The sequence below is a fragment of the Belnapia rosea genome (assembly GCF_900101615.1).
GTDB lineage: Bacteria > Pseudomonadota > Alphaproteobacteria > Acetobacterales > Acetobacteraceae > Belnapia > Belnapia rosea.
In genome coordinates this window covers 76,815-95,995 of record NZ_FMZX01000004.1, presented here as the reverse complement: position 1 = coordinate 95,995, position 19,181 = coordinate 76,815, and the positions used below count along the sequence as shown (strand labels likewise).

General features: G+C 66.0%; 13 protein-coding genes and 1 tRNA gene. 8 read left to right on the top strand and 6 right to left on the bottom strand.

Features of this window, described 5'->3' with window-relative positions; genetic code table 11:
* Nucleotide 1 precedes the first annotated feature (1 nt).
* Together BLR02_RS10860 and BLR02_RS10855 are read right to left on the bottom strand one after the other, a co-directional pair.
* The gene (locus tag BLR02_RS10860; RefSeq protein ID WP_090663040.1) at nt 2-700 is read right to left on the bottom strand and encodes a hypothetical protein; all 699 of its coding nucleotides are present in this window, start codon (nt 698-700) and stop codon (nt 2-4) included.
* A gap of 33 nt (nt 701-733) precedes the next feature.
* Complete coding sequence (locus tag BLR02_RS10855) at nt 734-1,087, bottom strand: hypothetical protein (RefSeq protein ID WP_090570380.1); 354 nt, start codon at nt 1,085-1,087, stop codon at nt 734-736.
* Between the two features lie 110 nt (nt 1,088-1,197).
* Between BLR02_RS10855 and BLR02_RS10850 the strand changes: the two genes are divergently transcribed.
* The 8 genes from BLR02_RS10850 to BLR02_RS10815 all read left to right on the top strand — a co-directional run bounded on the left by BLR02_RS10850 (nt 1,198) and on the right by BLR02_RS10815 (nt 15,268).
* Complete coding sequence (locus BLR02_RS10850; RefSeq protein ID WP_090570375.1) at nt 1,198-1,842, top strand: tetratricopeptide repeat protein; 645 nt, start codon at nt 1,198-1,200, stop codon at nt 1,840-1,842.
* Nucleotides 1,842-3,191 carry an outer membrane protein assembly factor BamB family protein gene (locus tag BLR02_RS10845; RefSeq protein ID WP_090570372.1) on the top strand — a complete coding sequence of 450 codons (1,350 nt, stop codon included), beginning with the start codon at nt 1,842-1,844 and terminating at the stop codon, nt 3,189-3,191. Before BLR02_RS10850 ends, BLR02_RS10845 begins: the two co-directional genes overlap by 1 nt.
* A gap of 46 nt (nt 3,192-3,237) precedes the next feature.
* Nucleotides 3,238-4,581 carry a ribosome biogenesis GTPase Der gene (gene der, locus BLR02_RS10840; protein WP_176849501.1) on the top strand — a complete coding sequence of 448 codons (1,344 nt, stop codon included), beginning with the start codon at nt 3,238-3,240 and terminating at the stop codon, nt 4,579-4,581.
* A 45-nt stretch (nt 4,582-4,626) separates the two neighbouring features.
* Nucleotides 4,627-4,717: transfer RNA gene (locus tag BLR02_RS10835), tRNA-Ser, on the top strand.
* A gap of 653 nt (nt 4,718-5,370) precedes the next feature.
* A complete protein-coding gene (locus BLR02_RS10830) occupies nt 5,371-8,550 on the top strand; it encodes a DUF499 domain-containing protein (protein ID WP_090663037.1) in 3,180 nt (1,059 codons plus the stop codon).
* A complete protein-coding gene (locus BLR02_RS10825; RefSeq protein ID WP_090663035.1) occupies nt 8,547-9,212 on the top strand; it encodes a DUF3780 domain-containing protein in 666 nt (221 codons plus the stop codon). Before BLR02_RS10830 ends, BLR02_RS10825 begins: the two co-directional genes overlap by 4 nt.
* Before the next feature lie 5 nt (nt 9,213-9,217).
* Nucleotides 9,218-12,604 carry a DUF1156 domain-containing protein gene (locus tag BLR02_RS10820; RefSeq protein WP_090663033.1) on the top strand — a complete coding sequence of 1,129 codons (3,387 nt, stop codon included), beginning with the start codon at nt 9,218-9,220 and terminating at the stop codon, nt 12,602-12,604.
* 9 nt (nt 12,605-12,613) lie between these two features.
* Nucleotides 12,614-15,268 carry a phospholipase D-like domain-containing anti-phage protein gene (locus tag BLR02_RS10815; protein ID WP_090663031.1) on the top strand — a complete coding sequence of 885 codons (2,655 nt, stop codon included), beginning with the start codon at nt 12,614-12,616 and terminating at the stop codon, nt 15,266-15,268.
* A gap of 303 nt (nt 15,269-15,571) precedes the next feature.
* On the opposite strand, the gene BLR02_RS10810 is transcribed toward BLR02_RS10815, so the two are convergent.
* The 4 genes from BLR02_RS10810 to BLR02_RS10795 form a co-directional block, all read right to left on the bottom strand.
* A complete protein-coding gene (locus BLR02_RS10810; protein WP_176849500.1) occupies nt 15,572-16,693 on the bottom strand; it encodes a type I restriction endonuclease in 1,122 nt (373 codons plus the stop codon).
* 107 nt (nt 16,694-16,800) lie between these two features.
* The gene (locus tag BLR02_RS10805) at nt 16,801-17,202 is read right to left on the bottom strand and encodes a hypothetical protein (protein ID WP_218127913.1); all 402 of its coding nucleotides are present in this window, start codon (nt 17,200-17,202) and stop codon (nt 16,801-16,803) included.
* Entirely contained in the window at nt 17,199-18,551 is a 1,353-nt protein-coding gene (locus BLR02_RS10800) for a recombinase family protein (RefSeq protein ID WP_090663027.1), read from the bottom strand. Before BLR02_RS10800 ends, BLR02_RS10805 begins: the two co-directional genes overlap by 4 nt.
* Nucleotides 18,548-19,054: a DUF2924 domain-containing protein gene (locus BLR02_RS10795; RefSeq protein WP_090663024.1), complete on the bottom strand. Its 507-nt coding sequence runs from the start codon at nt 19,052-19,054 to the stop codon at nt 18,548-18,550. The genes BLR02_RS10800 and BLR02_RS10795 overlap by 4 nt, the downstream gene beginning before the upstream one ends.
* Between the last annotated feature and the right edge of the window lie 127 nt (nt 19,055-19,181).

The window sequence follows — 19,181 nt, the reverse complement described above, 5'->3', positions numbered from 1 at the left end:
GCTACCAGAGCGAGAATTCGGTGCCGAAATCGGTGGTGGTGAGCGCCTTGCAGCGCTCCGCTGCCTCCGCGCAGCCGGGCCCCGGCACCGCCTCGATCCGCCCCTCCGGCCCGAGGGAGAGGATGAGCGGCACCGGCGGCTCGGAGAGCTTCGCATAGGCCAGGTCCACCTGGAACCGCAGCGAGTCGTAGCGGTCGCGCTCGACATAGAAGATCAGGTCGCGCGAGACCGACTCCCCGGGCTGCAGGGCGGAGGGCTCGGCCGGCAAGGCTGTCGCCCCCTCGAAGAGGATGCCCTGGCGCAGCACCATCTCCTGCCGCTCCGGCCGCCCGTAGCGCGCGGCGGTGACCTGGCTGGTGCCTGCCAGGCTCTCCGGCCCCGGCTCCGCATCGGGCCCCGCGAAGCGCATGCCGGTGCCTATGACGTTGTAGGTGAGGCCGAGGATGCGCACCCCCGTCTCGCCCACATTGGTGCGCGTGACGGTGGAGCGTATGGCCAGCCGCCCATCCCGCTCCCCCGCCTTCTCGAGCGTCGTGGTGACGGAGACGCTCGGCGGCGCGAGGCCCGGCTTGATCCGCGCCTCGTAGATGAAGGTATAGACGCCCCAGGCCCCGGCACCCAGGATCGCCAGGGTCTGTACCAGCGTGCTCAGCCGATCGAGGCTGAAACCGGACCGCTCCGGCGTCGTGGCGTCGTTCATGACGGAGCAACCCCTGCCGGCGCGGCCGGTTGCCTACCACAGACCTGGCCAGCGGCGCGTGCGGTTCGCCTCCTGCGCCTCGGTCAGCACCGTCGGCCCGTCGGCGACGCCGCGCCGGCCGGGCAGCGGCGCCGTCCAGCAATCGACCCGGCCGAGGCTGCGGGTGCAGAAGGGCGGCGGCGCGGGCGGCGCCTCCTCCGCCCTGCAATAGTCCTGCCCCCGGTCCAGCCGCACCACGGAGCAGTCCCGCCCCGTTGCGGCCGAGACCACCGCATCCATCGGCGTCCGCCCGATGACGGCGACCGAGCCGGCGGTCACCGCCGCCCCCACGGCCAGCGGCTCGCAGCCCGGCAAAAGCAGCAGCAGGAGGGGAAGGATCCGTTGCATCGCCGGGCAGGATGGGCCGCCCGGGCTTAACGCCCCGCTAACGGGCTGCTATGGACCCCCGCTTCGCCCAGTGGCTCGCGCTCAGGGGCTTGGGCTCAAGGAAGGACCGCGTGGCCGACATCTTCGACGAGGTGGAGGAAGACCTCCGCGCCGAGCGCATGAAGCGGCTGCTCGCCCGCTATGGCGGGCTGCTGGCCGGGCTGATGCTGCTCGTGGTCGCCGGCGTCGCCGGGATGCAGGGCTGGCGCTGGTGGCAATCCCGCCAGGCCGCCCAGGTGGCCGGGACCTATCTCGCCGTGAACAAGGCCGCGGCCGAGCCGGGCGCCGATGCGGGGGCCTCGGCCGACCGCTTCGCCGCCCTCGCCGCCGAGGCCCCGCCCGGCTACCGCAGCCTCGCCCGGCTGCGCGCCGCCGCCCTGAAGGCGGAGGCCGGCGACCGCGCCGGCGCCCTCGCCCTCTGGGACGAGATCGCCCGCGACGGCTCTGTGGACCCGCTCTACCGGGACCTCGGCACGGTGATGTGGGGCCTGCATTCGCTCGGCGAGGGCGACCAGGCCGCCATCGAAAGCCGCCTCGCCCCGCTGGCCGAGGGGCCCTGGCGCGCCTCGGTGCAGGAGATCCGGGCGCTCGCCGCCCTCGGGCGTGGCGCGACGGAGGAGGCAAGGCAGTTGCTGACAGAGCTGACGACGAACCCGGCGACACCCCAGGGCGTGCGCGACCGGGCAGGGAAATTGCTGGCGGGGCTCGGCGGCTGATGCGGAAACACGGTGCTACCCGGCGCCTGACCCTGCTGGGCGGGGTCGGCCTGCTGGCGGGCTGCGAGTCCATCGGCGATACCTTCGACAGCCTCTTCGGCGAGCGGAAAGTGCCGCTGCGGGGCGAGCGCCGCCCGGTGCTGACCGTGGAGCGGCCGCTCGGCGTGGAGGAGGGCAACCAGAGCCCCGTCACCCTGCCGCCGCCGGTGCTGAATGCCGACTGGCCACAGGCCGGCGGCACCATTGGCCATGCGCCGGGCCATCCGGCCCTCGGCCTCCGGCTCGGCGAGGCCTGGCGCGTGGATATCGGCACCGGCGCCGCCTATCGCCGCCGCCTCCTCGCCCCGCCGATCGTCGCCGATGGCGTGGTCTATGCGGCGGATGCGATCGGCACCGTCACCGCGGTGACGGCGCTCGACGGACGGCGCCGCTGGTCCTTCGACTCCCGGCCCGAGAAGGACCGGGACGGTGCGCTCGGGGCCGGCCTCGCCTTCGCCGGCGGCAGCCTCTACCTCGCCACCGGCCTTGCCGAGGCGATGGCGCTCGACCCGGCTGACGGCAAGCCGCGCTGGCGGGTGGAGCTGCCCGCGCCGGCCCGCGGCGCGCTGACCGTGGCCGATGGCCGGGTCTATGTCTCGACCACCGAGAACCACCTGCTGGCGCTCTCGGTCGAGGATGGCCGCACCCTCTGGACCTATCGCGGCCAGGCGACCGTCACCATGGCGCTCGGCCTGCCCGCCCCGGCGGTTGAGGGTGACGTGGTCGTCGCCGGCTTCGGCTCCGGCGAGCTGGCGGCAATCCGCGCCAGCGACGGCCGCGCGCTCTGGAGCGAGACGCTGACCTCGGCCAATGGCGGCGGCATCGCCGATATCGCCGCCATCACCGCCCTGCCGGTGATCGACCGGGGCCGGGTCTTCGCCAGCAGCCTCGGCGGCATCACCATCGCCCTCGATCTCCGCTCCGGCCGCCGCCTCTGGGAACGGGACGTGGCCGCGGCCGAGACACCCTGGGTGGCCGGCGACTGGTGCTTCCTGCTGACCACCAATGCCGAGCTCGCCTGCCTCGGCCGGGATGACGGGCGGGTTCGCTGGATGGCCGCCCTCGACCGCTACAAGGACGAGAAGCGGCGGCGCGGCCCAATCCAATGGGCCGCGCCGGTCCTGGCTGGTGGGCGCATCCTGGTGGCCGGCAGCAATGCACAGCTGGTCGAGATCGACCCGGCCAATGGCGACATCGCCGGCCGCGTCCGCCTGCCGGACGGGGTGCTGCTGCCGCCCGCCATCGCCGGCGGCGTCATGTACGTGCTGACCGAGGATGCCAGGCTCGCCGCCATCCAGGGCGCCGGCTGAGGCCTGTGGGACGGGACATCACGGCCTAGATGCGGTAGGGAGCGCCATGCTCCCCACCATCGTCATCCTCGGCCGGCCTAATGTCGGCAAGTCGAGCCTCTTCAACCGGCTGGTCGGCCGGAAGATCGCCATCGTCGACAACACCCCCGGCGTCACCCGCGACCGCAAGGAGGCGGAGGGGCGTGTCGCCGGCCGCGACGTGCGGCTGCTCGACACCGCAGGCCTCGAGGAGGCGGCGCCGGAGACCATCCAGGGCCGCATGCGGGCCAGCTCCGAGGCGGCGCTGCGCGAGGCGGACCTGGCCCTGTTCGTGGTCGATGCCCGCAGCGGCCTGACGCCGGCCGATCGCGCCTTCGCTACCTGGCTCCGCCGCCAGTCGGTGCCGGTCATCCTGGTGGCGAACAAGACCGAGGGGCGCTTCGGCGGCCAGGCGGCCTTCGAGGCCTATGAGCTCGGCCTCGGCGACCCGGTGGCGGTCTCGGCCGAGCATGGCGACGGCATGGGCGAGCTGCACGACGCCATCCGCGAGCACCTCCCCGCCGAGGATGAGGACGACAAGGAGGATCCGGACCGCCCGCTGCGGCTCGCCATCATCGGCCGCCCGAATGCCGGCAAGTCCACCCTGTTGAACGCCCTGCTCGGCCAGGAGCGGATGATCACGGGGCCGGAGCCGGGGCTGACGCGGGATTCGGTCGCCGTCGAGTGGCGCGACGAGACCGGTGCGCTGGTTCGCCTCGTCGATACGGCCGGCCTGCGCAAGAAGGCCCGCATCGAGCAGGCGCTGGAGAAGATGTCGGCCGCCGCCTCCATCGCCGCGCTGAAGGAATGTGAGGTGGCGATCCTTGTCCTCGATGCCCTGCTCGGGATGGAGGAGCAGGAGCTCCGCCTCGCCCGCCTCGCCGAGCGCGAGGGGCGTGCCGTGGTGATCGCGCTGAACAAGTGGGATGCGGTGGAGGACCGCCCGGGCACCCGGCGGCGCCTGGACGACGTGCTGACAGCGAGCCTCGCCCAGCTTCGCGGGATTCCCGTCGTTCCCCTCTCGGCCCAGACCGGGCGCGGCGTCGAGAAGCTGATGCCGGCGGTGCGCGAGGCCTATGGGCACTGGAACCGCCGCATCCCGACCGGCGAGCTGAACCGCTGGTTCGAGGCGATGCTGACGCGCCACCCGCCGCCGCTCTCCGAGGGCCGCCGGATCAAGCTGCGCTACGCCACCATGCCGAAGGCCCGGCCGCCCACCGTGGTGGTCTTCGGCACCCGCGCCGAGCAGCTGCCGGAGGACTACAGACGCTATCTGGTAAACGGCTTCCGCGAGGCCTTCGCCATGCCCGGCGTGCCCATCCGCCTGCAGTTGCGCGGCACAACCAACCCATATGCGGAAAGCGATACATAGCGGGTTGCCCAGGGCGGGCCGCTTGATTATGGTCCCGCGCCCTGAGGACAGGTGGCCGAGCGGTCGAAGGCGCGCGCCTGGAAAGTGCGTATACGTCAAAAGCGTATCGTGGGTTCGAATCCCACCCTGTCCGCCAGTTCCTATACGAGCCGTACTCTCCGCCAGACCAACCGCCACGCTGAGTGGCAGGTTTCCTGGGGTTTTCGGGGCAGACCTGTTGACTGACCCGGCGCGGAGACGGCCGGAAATCGCTCTCCGGAGGCCAATTCTCTCCGGACCTCCTGACTTGGGCGTCTCAGTACGGAACTGAAGAGCCTAGGTAAAAGGCCGGTTTCCGCCCGGTCGGCACTTGCTCTGGTTCGAACCCCACTCGCCCGCAATCCGTACTTCGAGAGCGAACCAGAGGTACGCTTCCGCGGAACTTCGGCACATTCCCGGCAATTCCGATTCCATGGTCAATACCCCTGAATAGAACGGTGCATCTGGCTCGTGCCACGACGCGCATGTGGGCCGATCAGGCCAGTCGAGCGGCGCTAGCAAACACCAGAGCCCCGTGAAGGCCCCCCCTGCAAGGAGCGCACGTCCGGTGCAGAGAATCAGCGCCGTCGCGCCCGGCCTGTGGCACATTGTGGCTGGGAACGAGGTGCGACCGATGGCAATAGCGGCGATCGCTTGGTTTCCCGGTCCAGCGACCCGAACGGAGATGCTCACACTCGGCTTTATTGGGTAAGCGCTTCTCGACAGAGACCCCGCGGCCCGACAATTATCATAGAATACCCGGGGGCCCGCATGTCTGACACGACGACCACCATAAATCAGGATGCATCGAGCGCTCTTTCGCTGCGGTCTCTTTGTGACCCGCGTGCATCCGTGTTCGATCGCGCACAAATCGACACAGTCGTCGACATCGGGGACCTGACCGACGTCCGATTCGATGCAGACCGTTTCTTTGACGAAAACCATCCCACCCAAGGGATGCAGACGCTTCTTCGTCAGGTCTTTGAGCGCCTCTGCGGCAGTAGCCCTCAGGGCGTCTTCCGCCTGAAGCAGGCCATGGGCGGCGGCAAGACGCATAACATGGTGGCGGCTGGCCTGCTGGCAAAGCACCCCCATCTCCGGCGCGCTGTCCTGAGCAAGCTCGGCATCACCGCGGATGGAAGGGATATCGCCGTCGCTGCGTTCACCGGGCGCGAGGGAAGTGTCCAGGACTTCCTTTGGTTGGAGATCGCAAGGCAGCTGCATCGCACCGATCGCCTGAGAGGTGCGGAGGCCGAGGTGCCCGGCCAGACTGCCTGGACCGGGATCATCGGGGACAAGCCCACCCTTATCCTGCTGGATGAACTGCCGCCCTACTTCGAATTGCTCTCCGGAAAGCGAGTGGGGCTGGACCAGACGGAAGCTGACCGTCTCGCCATCGCGCTTGGCAACCTGATGAGCGCAATCCTGAGCGACCGCCTTCCGAACTGCTGTCTGGTCATCAGCGACCTGGCCGGCTCATGGGCTGGTGGCACCGCGCAAATCCAGCGTGCCATCAACAACACGATGAACGAGGTCAATCGCGGTGCGATGGACATCACCCCAGTCCGCATGGATGGGACCGAACTCTACGCGATCCTCCGTACCCGGCTCTTCAAGTCAGTACCGGGGAAGGAGCGCATTGCCGAGGTGTCGCAAGCCTATGCGGGCGCCTACCGCACGGCGATTCAACAAGGTGCCATGCCCTCCGCCCTGGAGCGTTGGGCTGCCGAGATCCCGACAACCTACCCATTCCATCCCGGTATGCAGGACCTCTTCGCCCGCTTCAGGGAAAACCCGGGATTTCAGCAAACGCGAGAGATGCTCCGCCTGTCGCGCCGGGTGGTCGACGGCCTGTGGAAGCCCGAGGTGCAAACGCCTCTGTTGATCCATCCGCATCACCTTGATCTCAATGATACCGAAACGCAGAACGTCCTTGATCGAATCAATGCTTCCCTTCTCAACGCCCGTTCCAGGGATGTAGCCCGCGGAGGCGGCGCGACCGCTGAGGCTCTGTCTAAGCAGCCGGGCATGGAGGCGGCGGCAGATGCCGCCAAGGCTGTTTTCCTCTCCTCACTTGCGATTGCCCCCAATGCCATCGTCGGCCTCATCGCCGAGGAAGTGTCCGCCTACCTCTGCGCACCAGGGCGAGACGTTTCGCGCTACGGTGCCGGGCTGCTGACGGCTATCGAGGACGACAGTTGGTACCTTCACCGCCGCACAGACGGCCGGTGGGTCTACCGCGACGTGAAGAACGTCACGTCGGCAATCCGCGACCGCGCCCAGATTGCCATGGCGGGCGATGGTCCAAAGAAGGAAGCGCAGGCGCGTCTGCGGGACATCTTCAAGCCTGGAGCTGCGCATGACCGCGGTCAGGGGGACGGCCGCCTCGCCTACCAGGAGCTTCTGGTCTTCCCCACCGTCGAGGATATCCAGAACGCCGTTGACGCGGACAAAGTGCTGCTCGCCATTACTGAGCCTGACCCAACAGGGCTAAACCCGGCGCTGAAGAAAGTCTGGGAGAATCAGACTTGGCGCAACCGCCTTATGTTCCTCTGCGGTACCGCGCAATTCACCAACGTCCTGCAAACGGCCGCGTTCAAGAAGGCCGCGGATGACCAGCTTGCGGAGTTCGCAGCGCAGAAGGTGCCCGACGGCGCGCCGGAAATGGTCCAGGCTAAGGACATTGTCACGCGCGCTGGGACCGCATTTCTCTCCGCGCTTCGCGAAACGTTCACCCTGCTGCACTTCCCCGACCTGACCTCGAGCGATCTTCGCGCGAAGCCCCTACGCCTTGAATTCTCGGAGAACCGCTTCGTCGGTGAGACGGCAATCCTCGATACCCTCAAGGACGAGCAGAAGTTCCGAGACGATCTGGAAAGCGACTCCCTTCGTGAGGAGTTCGTGCAGATGGTGTTCGTCCAGAACCCCGCCAAATGGGAAGACCTTGAGCGGGAATGTGCACGCCGTGCCGACTGGTATTTCCATCCGCCTGGTGGTCTTCGCACGCTGAAGACGGCGGCCAACCGCAAGGATCTCTGGCGCGAGGAAGGCGGCGGCTATGTGCGCCGTGGTCCCTTCCCGCCAGAGCCCACTGAGGTCTTGGTGACCGAGCGGGCACCGCAGGACGACCGTGGCCGCGTCGTTCTCTCCGTCACTGCGAAGCGCGGGGACAGTGTGCATTGGGAGGTAGGCTCTACGCCGCCGACGGCCGCGTCGGCAAAGGTGGAGAATGGAGAGCTCGCCACCGATGAGATGCGGGTGACGTTCATTGCTGTCGACAGCACCGGGCAGGTGCCCACCGGCAACCACTTCACCTGGGAGAACCGCCTGCGAGTGAAGTCGGAGACGCCCTACCGCGACGGCACCTTCCGCCTGCGCCTCAAGGCGGTACCTGAGCGCGGCTCAAAGCTCCGATACACTTTCGACGGTTCCGATCCGAAGCTCGGCGGCGGCGCGTATGACGGGGAGACACCCGTGCCGGAGGGGACGCGAGTCATCCTCGCCGTTGCGGAGAATTCCGGCATCTACTCCCGCGTCGAGCGTATCGACCTGCCTGACGCGCCTGAGCCAGGAGGTGACGATGGCCCTGCGGTCGACCCGGCCCGTCCCGCCCAGTGGTCGTCGCGCTTCATGTTCAGCGAGCGACGGAAAGCCTTCACCGCTCTGGAATGCCTAAAGCGGCTCGGCGGCCAGCTTGGGGGCGCGCGCCTGAATGTGCAGGTGCAAGGCGACTCAACTCGCTTCATGGAGCTCACGCACGGCCCCGCCGTATTTCGGAAGCCTGACGAGATTGAGGCGCTGGCGACCGATCTCGAGACGAAGCTCGGCGCACCGGAGCAACCGAACCTCCAGCTGTTCGCTGCGCGCCTTTCCTTCCCCACCGGACGAGCCTTGACTGAGGCCGCGAAGGAACTCGGTATCGCCTTGGATACTGGTGAGATAACCCAATGAACGCAGCAAGCGGATGGCAGTCCGAAACCCCCGGCCGGCAGACACGCGCTGCCTCCGAGGGTTTTGGGCACCAGCCCGAAAAGGAACTGCACCACTTCCTTGTCTCCCTGCCACGGAGCCAGGGGGGGATTGTGCAGGTCTACGAAGTCTTCGAAGCCGACATGGCCGGACCAGCGCTCGATAGCCGCAACCTGCGGGTCACGCTGGACACAAATCGCTGGCTCAAGGTCGCGGACGCCCTCGAGGATGAATTCAATACCAGGCTCCGTGGCGCCGGTCTGCGTCCAGGGAAATGGAAGCCGGGGCACATCCCGGTGGCGCGGCTGTTTGGTAAGGAACTCGTTCTGCTCGCTTGGGCCATCGAGGATGCTGAGCCAACGCTCGCCTACACCGCGATTCAGAACTGGCGCGGTTTGGCACCGGAAGAGCGCTGGTGGCTCTACACGATGACCGCTGCACAGACTGGCCACCACGCGCAAAAGAACCGTGGCTGGCGCAAGGCGGTGCGTGCTGCGCTCACCGAGAATCCGGTTCATGGAGGCCCCGCCGCACCCACTAGTGCCGAGCGCCGCCGTGAGGCCCGACTTCTTGCGCGTGCGCGCCCCTCGCCCGAGCAAGCGAGCCTGCTCGACCCGCCTTCCTCTGACGACGAACAAAGCTGAGCTGAATGGATCACCCATTGCCGCAACTTGCTGAGGGTGCCCGCCCCGTCCTGGGCGACGTGCCTTCCTTCATCGAGCGTCAGCTACCGGTCAGCCTTCTTTCGAAGGAAAGCTACCGCGAGCGCATGGCGGTCCACGGCCAAACCCTGACGGCGCTTGGAAGCTATTGGAAGGGAAGGAAGCCGCTGGTCCTGGTGCGTGCCGTGGTGCTCGGCCTGTTGCTCCCCGCTACCGAAGATCCGGTTCGTGACCGCGATATCTTCTTGAAGCTAATGCTGATGGACGCGGCGGGCCTGCGTCGTCGCAAGACCGTTTCCATCAAGGCGGAGCGAGCGCAAGAGCTCCTGCCGCTTAACCTCCACGCTGAGGCGTTCGAGGACTACCAAGGAAGGCTGCGCTGGTGTCGCAGCCTGCCTCGCGTGCGACGAGACGAATTGGAACTCCAGGCCTTTGATGGCATGGGCACCGACGAGAAGCTCGATCACTGCAGCCGCGCCGAGGAAATGCCCGCATCGACGTGGGACGAAGTCTGGCCGGAAGTGAATGATCACCTCGCGCGCTTCGGTATTGAGGCCCACGACCTCCCGACGTTGGTTGCAGGGCTGGGCCGGGCGCGCTTCGGACATCGTCCACGCGTGGGAGACGCATTCTGCGGCGGCGGCTCAATCCCTTTCGAGGCGGCGAGGATTGGCTGTGACGTCCACGCCAGCGACCTGAATCCGATTGCCTGCATGCTGACTTGGGGCGCGCTGAACATCCTGGGCGCGCCGCAGGAAACTCGGGACCAAATTGCAGAGGCGCAGCGGGAAGTGGCTGCCGCCATGGACGCCGAGATTCGAGCGCTCGGGATCGAACATGACGGCGATGACCAAGACATCCGGCTTCCGGCGGATGCACCAACGAAGTGGCCTCATGGATGGGCCGTAAACCGACGTGGGGAGGTCGTGCCACCAGAGGATCCGGCCTACACCGTGACCTGCCCTGAAACGGGTTGGCGCGTGCCGATGGTCTCAACTTTCCAGGTTCACGCACAGACACGGACCGTGCTTCGGCTCGTTCCTGATCCAGTCCGAAAGACATATCGCCTTCACCCCGAGAGCGTAGCGAGCGACGCCGCATGGAAGGCCGCGGCCGCTGGAACCGTGGTGTGGAATCAAGACAGCTTCTTCCTCCGTCACACGCCCCGCGATAGCCAAGTCCAGGTCCGGATTGCGAATCGCGCGAAGGCTTATCTGTACTGCCTGGAAACGCGCTGTCCTCGGACGGGATGGATGGTGCCCATGCTGCCGAGCCGGGAGATCGCGCCCAAATCGGGAGTAATCGTCCGCCTCGAGGCCGATCACGAACGCAGACGCTTTTGGATCCGGGTAGATACCCATGTGCCTGATGCCGATGTCGCCACCGCAAAGAAGGATGGGACCGTCAAGGAAGGCGCGCTGGACTACGTCCTCGATGGACAACGGCACGTAACGCCCATCGGAACGCTCCGAGGGGACGTTTCAGTGCGTTCTCGGTACCGAGATTCCGACGAGGAGGCTGCCGACCGGGCACGGTATGCGGCAGCGCCGAACAAACACAAGGAAGACTCCGCCAATCGGCTTCGCCTCTGGGAAGTGGCCGACGTGGTGCCTCGACCAGACGATATCTGGCAGGAGAGACTGTACTGCATCCAATGGCTCCGGCCGGACGGAACCATCTTCTTTGCAGAGGTGACGGCCGAGGATGCGGCGCGCGAACGCGCGACAACTGCCATTGTCGAGGAGCATCTCTCGGGCTGGCAGCGTGAGGGCCTTGTGCCTGATATGCCGATTGAGACCGGCTTGAAGACCGATGAGCCAATTCGAACGCGCGGCTGGACGCATTGGCATCACCTCTTTGCCCCGCGCCAACTCCATCAAATCGCTCTATGGCAACAGTTCTCTCGCGACCATCGGCTGGCCGCCCAGTTGGCGCTCGATGTAGGACGATTGGCGGATAATAACTCGAAGCTCTGCGCCTGGCTCCCGTCTCAGGGCGGTGGTGGCGGCGGGCCCAAGCACGTATTCGTTAATCAGGCCTTGAACACGTTCTACAATTATCCAGTCCGAGCGATGGCTGGTATTTACTCGCTCTTCCAAAATTACGATTTGCCCGGGTCTCCCTTTCCACAGGATGATCGCGAAGTGCTGTCCTTGGATGCGCGCGACGTTTCAAGAGATTGCGACCTTTGGATCAGTGATCCTCCTTACGCGGATGCCGTCGTTTATCACGAAATCACTGAGTTCTTTATCGGCTGGCTGCGGAAGAAGGCACCTTCGCCGCTGAATGGTTTCAGTTGGGCGAGCAAGCGCGCGCTCGCCATCCAAGGCTCCGGCCAGGGCTTTCGTCGGGCCATGGTCGAAGCGTATGGGGCAATGGCCCGTCACATGCCCGCCAACGGCGCGCAGATTGTGATGTTCACCCATCAAGATACCGCCGTTTGGGCTGACCTCGCCGCGATCCTCTGGGCCGCTGGCCTCCAGGTCACTGCTGGTTGGTGCATCGTCACAGAGACGGACACCAAGGTACAGGCTGGAAACTTTGTGCAGGGGACAGTCCTGCTCGTTTTGCGGAAGCGCTTCGGCGATACAAGCGCGTTTTTGTCTCGCCTTCAGCGTCCCATTGAGCTGGCCGTTGAGCGGCAACTCGCTGAGATGCGAGATCTCAACCCGGATGATGAGCCCGATTTTGGCGATACAGATTTTCAGCTCGGCGCCTATGCGGCCGCGCTGAAGGAGCTGACGGCCTTCTCCAAAATCGACGGCAAGCCTGTTGCGGAAGAAGTGCTCAATCCTGCTGAGCAGGCTGGTACGCAGGCCCGTGTCACCGCGCTGCTGGATCGTGCGCGCAGCATCGCCAGTGATTTTCTGATCCCAGACGGTCTCCCTCGCACGGTTTGGACGGAGCTGAATCCAGCAGAACGCTTCTATGTGAAGGGGCTGGAGTTGGAGCGAGGCGGCGAGGTCCGATACGCCGCATTTCAGGAAATGGCACGTGGGTTTGGCGTTCACGCTTTCCGCGATCTGTTGGCCAGCGCTGATGCGAACGCTGCGCGCCTGAAGACAGCTGCAGAGTTCCTTGCTCGTAACCTCAAGCGCGTGGGCGCTGCGGACCGAGCAGAAGACCAAGGTCTGGATGACTTTGCCGGCGGCATTGTGCGCCATGCCCTGTATGGCATCCACCTCACCATGCAGCAGGACGATGTGCGGGCGCCACTCCCTTGGTTCGTGCAGAACCTGGGCGAATATTGGCAACGCCAGGCGTCGCTCGTCGCCGTCATAGACTTCATCGCCAGCATCACGACAACCGCGCGAGCGCGAGAGGCAGAATGGGCGGCGCGTCTCGCGGGCGCAGTCCGCAATCATCGTCCCTGATCGAAGTCGATGCCAGTCTCACGCCATAGCAGTCGCCGTGCACCGCTCACGGGCAGCTTCCTGGACCAGCGCCTCCAAGGTGCGATCGGATATGACCGCATTGCCGGGTACTTCCGCTCTTCAGTCTTCGAGGTGGCAGGAGAAGCCTTCGAGGCGGTGCAGGGGCCGATCCGCATAGTCTGCAACTCCGGCCTGGACGCCGCAGATGTGACGACGGCCCGTGCGACCGCACAGGCGCAGCGCGCGGAATGGTGCGAGGGTGACCCCGAGCATATGACGGAAGCGCAGCGCCCCAGGTATCAGCGGCTGGCGCAGATACTGCGCAGTGGGCGCGTCAAGGTACGCGTCCTTCCCGACGCGAGCTTTGGCCTGATTCACGGCAAGGCTGGGGTCATCCGATATCCCGCCTCACGCGCAACGTCGTTCATCGGGTCGATGAACGAGACGCGTGAGGGATGGACACAGCACTATGAGCTGCTGTGGGAGGACGACACCCCAGATGCGGTGCGATGGGTCCAAGAGGAGTTCGACGCTCTCTGGGAGCACCGCGATGCACGGGATCTTTCCGAAGCCATCGTCGCGGACGTTGAGCGCATCCTTGCGCGCGTCGTCGTGCCTGTCGCCGACTGGAAGTCGCGCAGCCTTCAGGAACCGCAGGCCCCCTTCGTCGAGGCTCCCGTCGAACGTCGGGCGGTGGGCCTGGCGCCGCACCAGAAGGCATTCGTCTCCGCAGTGATGAAGGAGATCGAAACCTTCGGAACCGCGCGCTTTCTCCTGGCCGACGATGTGGGGCTTGGGAAGACCGTTCAGCTCGGTATGGCGGCGGAGCTCATTGCTCTCGCGGCGCAAAAGCCGGTGCTCGTGCTCGCTCCGAAGAACCTGTTGATCCAGTGGCAAGGCGAACTTCGTGACATGCTCGCGGCTCCCAGCGCAAGGTGGGAAGCTGGCAATTGGGTGACCGAGGATGGCGCAGTCTGGCCGGGACCAGTGGGAAAGTGTCCGCGAAGAATAGGGCTTTTCCCTACAAGCTTGATCACAGCCGGCTCGGAGGCCGCTCAGCCGCTGCTTGATATGCGCTTCGCCTGCATCGTGTTGGACGAGGCTCACCGCGCCCGCCAAAGCCGAGCACTCGGCAGCGATCCGGCGCCAAACATCCTTCTCGATTTCATGCTGCGCCTCGCGTCCAGGACCGAGACGCTCTTGCTTGGCACCGCCACGCCAATCCAGACCCATCGCGAGGAGCTATTCGATCTCCTGCGCCTGCTGGCCACTGGATGTGAACGGGTCTTGGGGGGAGCCTTCTCTCCCTGGCATGGGCCAGGCATGGCGATGGACCTGGTGTCTGGCCATGAAGTGCCCACCGATCCAGCTATCATCTGGTCCTGGCTTCGAAGCCCTTTGCCACCACGGGGGGAAGATCAACTCACAGACCGAATCCGCGATGAGCTCGGTATGCCAGCCCGAGTCTGGAGCGCGCCGTTCGATGCGGATCGTCAGCTATCGGCGAGCGTGCAGACGGCGATTGAGTTCGAAGGCACTCAGGCTCTCCGCGAACACAACCCTTTCGTTCGTCACGTCATCAAGCGGCGGCGACGGGATCTTCGGCATCCGGATGGCAGCCCGTACTTCCCAGAAATTGGTATCAGGCTTCATGGGGAGAGGCCTGACGACGCGCTGGCCATGCCGCCCAACATGGAGGGAGCCTACGAGGATGCACGAGAATTTTGCACACTGGTCGGCCGGATACACCCGTCAGCGGGACTTCTGAAGACGCTCTTGCTTCGCCGAATTGGCAGTAGCCTCCACGCAGGTCTTCGGACTGCTGAGAAGCTGCTTGAGCGCGAGCGGCGGGATGAGGCAGTTGCGGAAGAAGAAGAGGACCTCACTCGCGATGAGCGCGGGCTAACCTTTGGCCCCGAAGAGGCCGCCGTTCTGCGTCGGGCAGCGCAGCGGCTCCGTGACGCCGGAAACGACGATCCGAAGCTGGTTCAAATTCTGCACCGCCTGCGTCGGGACGGCTGGCGAGACCGCGGCTGCATTCTGTTCAGCCAGTACAAGGACACTGCGCTCTGGACCGCGCGCCAGCTATCTGCAGCCTTTCCTCTCGAGCCTATCGGACTTTATGCCGGTGCTGGGGATACCATGGTGATGCTGAATGGCGTCCGGCACCCTGCAACCAGGCAAGAGATCCAGTTGAAGGTCCGCGATCGATCGCTTCGCATCCTCACGGCAACGGATGCCGCGTCGGAGGGGCTCAACCTTCAGCGGCTTCAAACCTTGATCAACATCGACTTGCCTTGGAACCCTGCCCGTTTGGAGCAGCGCAAGGGCCGTATCGAGCGCATCGGCCAAGAAGCGCCGGTGATCGACATTCTCAACCTGCGCTACCGGGGATCGGTCGAGGATGATGTCCACGCGGCGCTGTCGGATAGGCTGCGTCAGATCCGCGATGTCTTTGGTACAATCCCGGACACGCTCGAAGATGTCTGGGTCAAAGCCGCGCAGGGCCAATTGGAAGATGCCAAGCGCCGCATCGACGAGGTACCACGCACGCACCCGTTCGAGTTGCGCTATGCGTCGCCTGCTGTAGCTGAGGACTGGGCCCGATCGAGCCGCGTCCTCGATCGTGCAGACGTCGCGGCGGTTCTAAGGCAACCTTGGTGACCCCGCGTCTAACGCGGGCGCCAGTGCCGGTCGCCAAGCCTCGAGAGCCACTGCCGGGAGGCGCAGCGGGCCCCGACCTACGTAATGACCGGGAGCTCGATCCCCATGTCGGGAATGCGCGCGATGGCGCTTTGCCACGCGCCGCCCGCAATCACCGACTGGCACATGTGGGCGAGACACGGCTGATCGCGGCCCGCTGCACGCGGTTGCGCGACATTCTTCCGCCTACGCTGCAGAAGATCAGCCCCGCAGCAATCATGGTCCCCTTCTTGGAACACAGCCGCACCAAGAAGGCAGCGCAGTTCAACTCGTCTGGCTGTTAGGTTCCGACTGGTCACGGAGCTGGTCGAGGGTGCGGCCATCCGGCAGGCAGGCCATGGTGTAGATGCGGATCGAAGGCCAGCCGGTTATACGTTGTCCCCACTCGTTGAAAGAGAGCCGCTGTCCTTTGAATTCGACTGTTCGCCCGTCGAGAACCTTCGCCGCGGAGCCTTCGCGGCCTCGGATTATCAGTGTGGTACCAACAGGTAGCCGCCCAAGCGCGACGAGATCATCAGTAGACTGCAGGCGGCGACGGGGTGCAGCGGACGCCGCGCCATTGGCAAGCCCTGTTGCGACGCCCTCGACGTGCTCGGGTGCGCGCCGTTCAGTCTGCGGCACCTTTTCCGGGGCTTGGGCTGAGACCTGCGGCCGAGGAACAATGCCGGCAAAGATATTTGGATAGCTGACAGCGATCTTGGCGCGGCGAAGCGATTTACGAATCTCAGCAAGGCTGAGGTTTACAGCCCGCTTCCGAATGAGGCCAGCAAAAGCCTCATCCTCCAGGACCTGTTCGAGAACCTCTTTCACTTGGCGATCTACGTGCCACGCCTGCCAAAGATCATCGATGGCGCGAGAGCGCATGTTGTCGCGGCTCAGCAGGCCGAGGACACGGGCTGCTTCGTCCAAACCCTCCGGCCCATCGATCGTCACGGTAGCGAACAGCTTTCGGTCGGCTTCGCCCTGGGCGAGAACTTTGTAAATGCGCCACTCCACCCCGTTAGTAAGCGCGCACCAGTCTACCCCGGCGCCATGTGCATAGCTCAGCGTCTGAAGCATCCAGCGTGTATCGTCGAGGCTCTGGGCCAACGGCTTCGCCTCCACGAAAAGCACCGGAGAGCGATTGAGGAATAGTGCGTAGTCGACCGGGTTGTGGCCGGCATTGTGCCGGTACTCGTTTCGGACCTCCTCAATGTCGAGAATATCCCACCCCAGGGCCTGGACCGCAGGGGTGATTAGGACGCGCTTCGTGTCCTGCTCGGAGATGCGCGCGCCCTGTTGGCGCAGGCCGGGGATGCGGTCAGCGATCTGCCGCAGTGCAGAAACCGCGAGGCCAGCGCCTGCGGAGCTTGAATAGGGCGAAGCACTCGACATGAAACCGATCAACTCCGGGGGCGTCGTGGCATGGGCCGACGCCCAAGTATTGATCAGTGTGCCGGGGTGTGACCCGCTTGTCATCCGCCCCTATCATCTCCGGCAGCGGGGCTGTTAGCTTAGGGCCTCTGCGTCGAGAACGGGATGGCCGGCGGCTGCCCCTCCCACTCCACCGGAAATGGCTCCATCAGCACCGGCAGCGTCATCCCATCCGGCTGCCGCCCGTCCAGGATGGCCTCCACGATGCCCGGCGCCAGGAGCGTAAGGCGCATCACACGCGAGACATAGGACGAGTTGATCTTCTCGGCTGCTGCCAGCTCATTGATCGTGGCGTAGCGGCCCGTCTCCATCATCCGTCGCCACCGGAATGCCCGGGCCAGTGCCTTCACCAGCGTCGTGTCCGCGGCAGAGGAGCGCCTGCTTTCGGTGCTGCTCGGCGCGATCATCAGCTTCCGACCACCCCGCGGCTTCCGGACCGCCAGGGGCACGCGGATGGTCAGCATCTGCGCCGCGCCGGTCACGCTGCCGCCCTCGTTGACTCGGCCGGTGGCCTGGCCAAGTCCCGCGCCAGGCTGGCCAGCCCCTCCAGCTTCAGCCGCACGTCAGCACCGCCGGGCCCGATGTCCACCCGGTCGACCAGGAGGCGGATGATCCGCGCCTGTTCGGCAGGGAAGAGCTCCTCCCAAAGCGGGTCCAGCCGCTCCAGCGCCAGCCGCGCCTCGTCCTCGGTCATATCCGACGCCGAGACCCGTGCCGCGCGCCAGGCGCCCAACACCACCTCCGGCTGGCGCAGCAGCCCCCGAACCTGCCCGATGACCGCCCCCTCGATCTCCGCGGCGGAAATGCGCGCGATGGCCGGCCCATCCGCGGCGCTGCCCTTCAGCACCGACTGGCTGACATAGTAGCGGTACTGCTGCCCGCGGCGCCCCCGCGCGTGGGTGGGCGACATGGCACGCCCGTCGCTGCCGAAGATCAGCCCGCGCAGCAGCGAAGGCGTCTGGCAGCGGGTGCGGTTGGCGCGTGTCTTCGGGCTGATCGCCAGCAGGGCATGCGCCGCGTCCCACATCGGCTGGGGCACGATGGCGAAATGCTCGCCGGGATGCGACTTCCCCTTGTGCATCGCCTCGCCGAGATAGGTCCGGTTGCTCAGCACCCGATACACGTCGCTCTTGGTAAAGACGCGGCCGCGCTTCGTGGTGGCGCCCTCCGCCCGGAGCATGGTGACCAGCTTCGTGCCGGATTCCGTCTCGACGAAGCCCTCGAAGATGCGGCGCACCAGCGCCGCCTCGGCGTCGTTCACCAGCAGCTTGCGATCGCGCGCGTCGTAGCCGAGCGGCACGAAGCCGCCCATCCAGATGCCGCGCGCCCGCGACGCCGCTACCTTGTCACGGATGCGCTCGCCAATGACCTCTCGCTCGAACTGCGCGAAGCTGAGCAAGATGTTCAGCGTGAGCCGCCCCATGCTCGTCGTCGTGTTGAACGACTGGGTGACGGAAACGAAGGTCACGCTGTTCGCGTCGAACACCTCGACCAGCTTGGCGAAGTCCATCAGCGCACGCGACAGGCGATCGATCTTGTAGACGACCACCACGTCAATCAGCCCGCGCTCAATGTCGGCCAGGAGTCGCCGCAGCGCCGGCCGTTCCAGCGTGCCGCCTGACACGCCGCCGTCGTCGTAGCGGTCGCGGACCAGCACCCAGCCCTCCGACCGCTGGCTAGTGATGTAGGCTTCGCAGGCCTCGCGCTGCGCATCGAGTGAGTTGAACTCCATGTCGAGCCCTTCCTCGCTCGACTTGCGCGTGTACACCGCGGCACGGACCTTCCTGACTGTGGCCGGCATGGCGGCGTCGGCGGCTGGCTTGCGCTTCATGCGGTGCCCCTCCGGTTCTTCAGGCCGAAGAACAGCCAGCCATTCCATCGGGTGCCAGTGATGGCGCGCGCGATCGACGACAGCGACTGGTAGGGGCGGCCCCGATACTCGTAGCCGTCGTGTAGCACGGTGACGCTGTGCTCGACGCCCTGGTACTCGCGGATCAGCCGCGTGCCGGTGATCGGCTTGTCGTCGCCGCGGATGCGCCGGAGGACGGGGTTGCCGCCGTCCAGCTGCTCGCCCAGGGCCTCGAGGCGCTGGATCGTCTCGGGCTTCAGGCCGCCATAGGCCAGTTCCTGGATCCGATACGCTAGGCGGCTTTCCAGGAAGCGTCGGTTGTAGGGCGGCGGCTCCACGGCGAAGAGCTCCCGCCACTGCTGTTTCAGGTCAGCAGTGGCGGCGGTCTTCAGGGCCGCCAGGCGGCCCAGCACGTCGGCCGGCGGAATGGCGGGGATGGTCGGCACCGGCTTGGTGCCGGCTTTCGGTTTGCTGGCGCGTGTCATGCGGGTCTCCGGTTGGTCCGGTTCGCATGCAGGCGCTGAGGTGCCGGCAAGTGTAGGCGCTGCTCTCCCCTGTCCACCGCCTCACGTGCCGCTTCCTCGGCAGCGCGGCTGCGCAGCCGCACCAGGC

What these genes read in the sequence shown, in the direction of transcription:
- BLR02_RS10820 (WP_090663033.1), top strand. Translation starts at nt 9,218, where the DNA reads ATGGATCACCCATTGCCGCAACTTGCTGAGGGTGCCCGCCCCGTCCTG.
- BLR02_RS10800 (WP_090663027.1), bottom strand. Translation starts at nt 18,551, where the DNA reads ATGAAGCGCAAGCCAGCCGCCGACGCCGCCATGCCGGCCACAGTCAGG.
- BLR02_RS10845 (WP_090570372.1), top strand. Translation starts at nt 1,842, where the DNA reads ATGCGGAAACACGGTGCTACCCGGCGCCTGACCCTGCTGGGCGGGGTC.
- der (WP_176849501.1), top strand. Translation starts at nt 3,238, where the DNA reads ATGCTCCCCACCATCGTCATCCTCGGCCGGCCTAATGTCGGCAAGTCG.
- BLR02_RS10795 (WP_090663024.1), bottom strand. Translation starts at nt 19,054, where the DNA reads ATGACACGCGCCAGCAAACCGAAAGCCGGCACCAAGCCGGTGCCGACC.
- BLR02_RS10860 (WP_090663040.1), bottom strand. Translation starts at nt 700, where the DNA reads ATGAACGACGCCACGACGCCGGAGCGGTCCGGTTTCAGCCTCGATCGG.
- BLR02_RS10855 (WP_090570380.1), bottom strand. Translation starts at nt 1,087, where the DNA reads ATGCAACGGATCCTTCCCCTCCTGCTGCTGCTTTTGCCGGGCTGCGAG.
- BLR02_RS10815 (WP_090663031.1), top strand. Translation starts at nt 12,614, where the DNA reads ATGCCAGTCTCACGCCATAGCAGTCGCCGTGCACCGCTCACGGGCAGC.
- BLR02_RS10830 (WP_090663037.1), top strand. Translation starts at nt 5,371, where the DNA reads ATGTCTGACACGACGACCACCATAAATCAGGATGCATCGAGCGCTCTT.
- BLR02_RS10825 (WP_090663035.1), top strand. Translation starts at nt 8,547, where the DNA reads ATGAACGCAGCAAGCGGATGGCAGTCCGAAACCCCCGGCCGGCAGACA.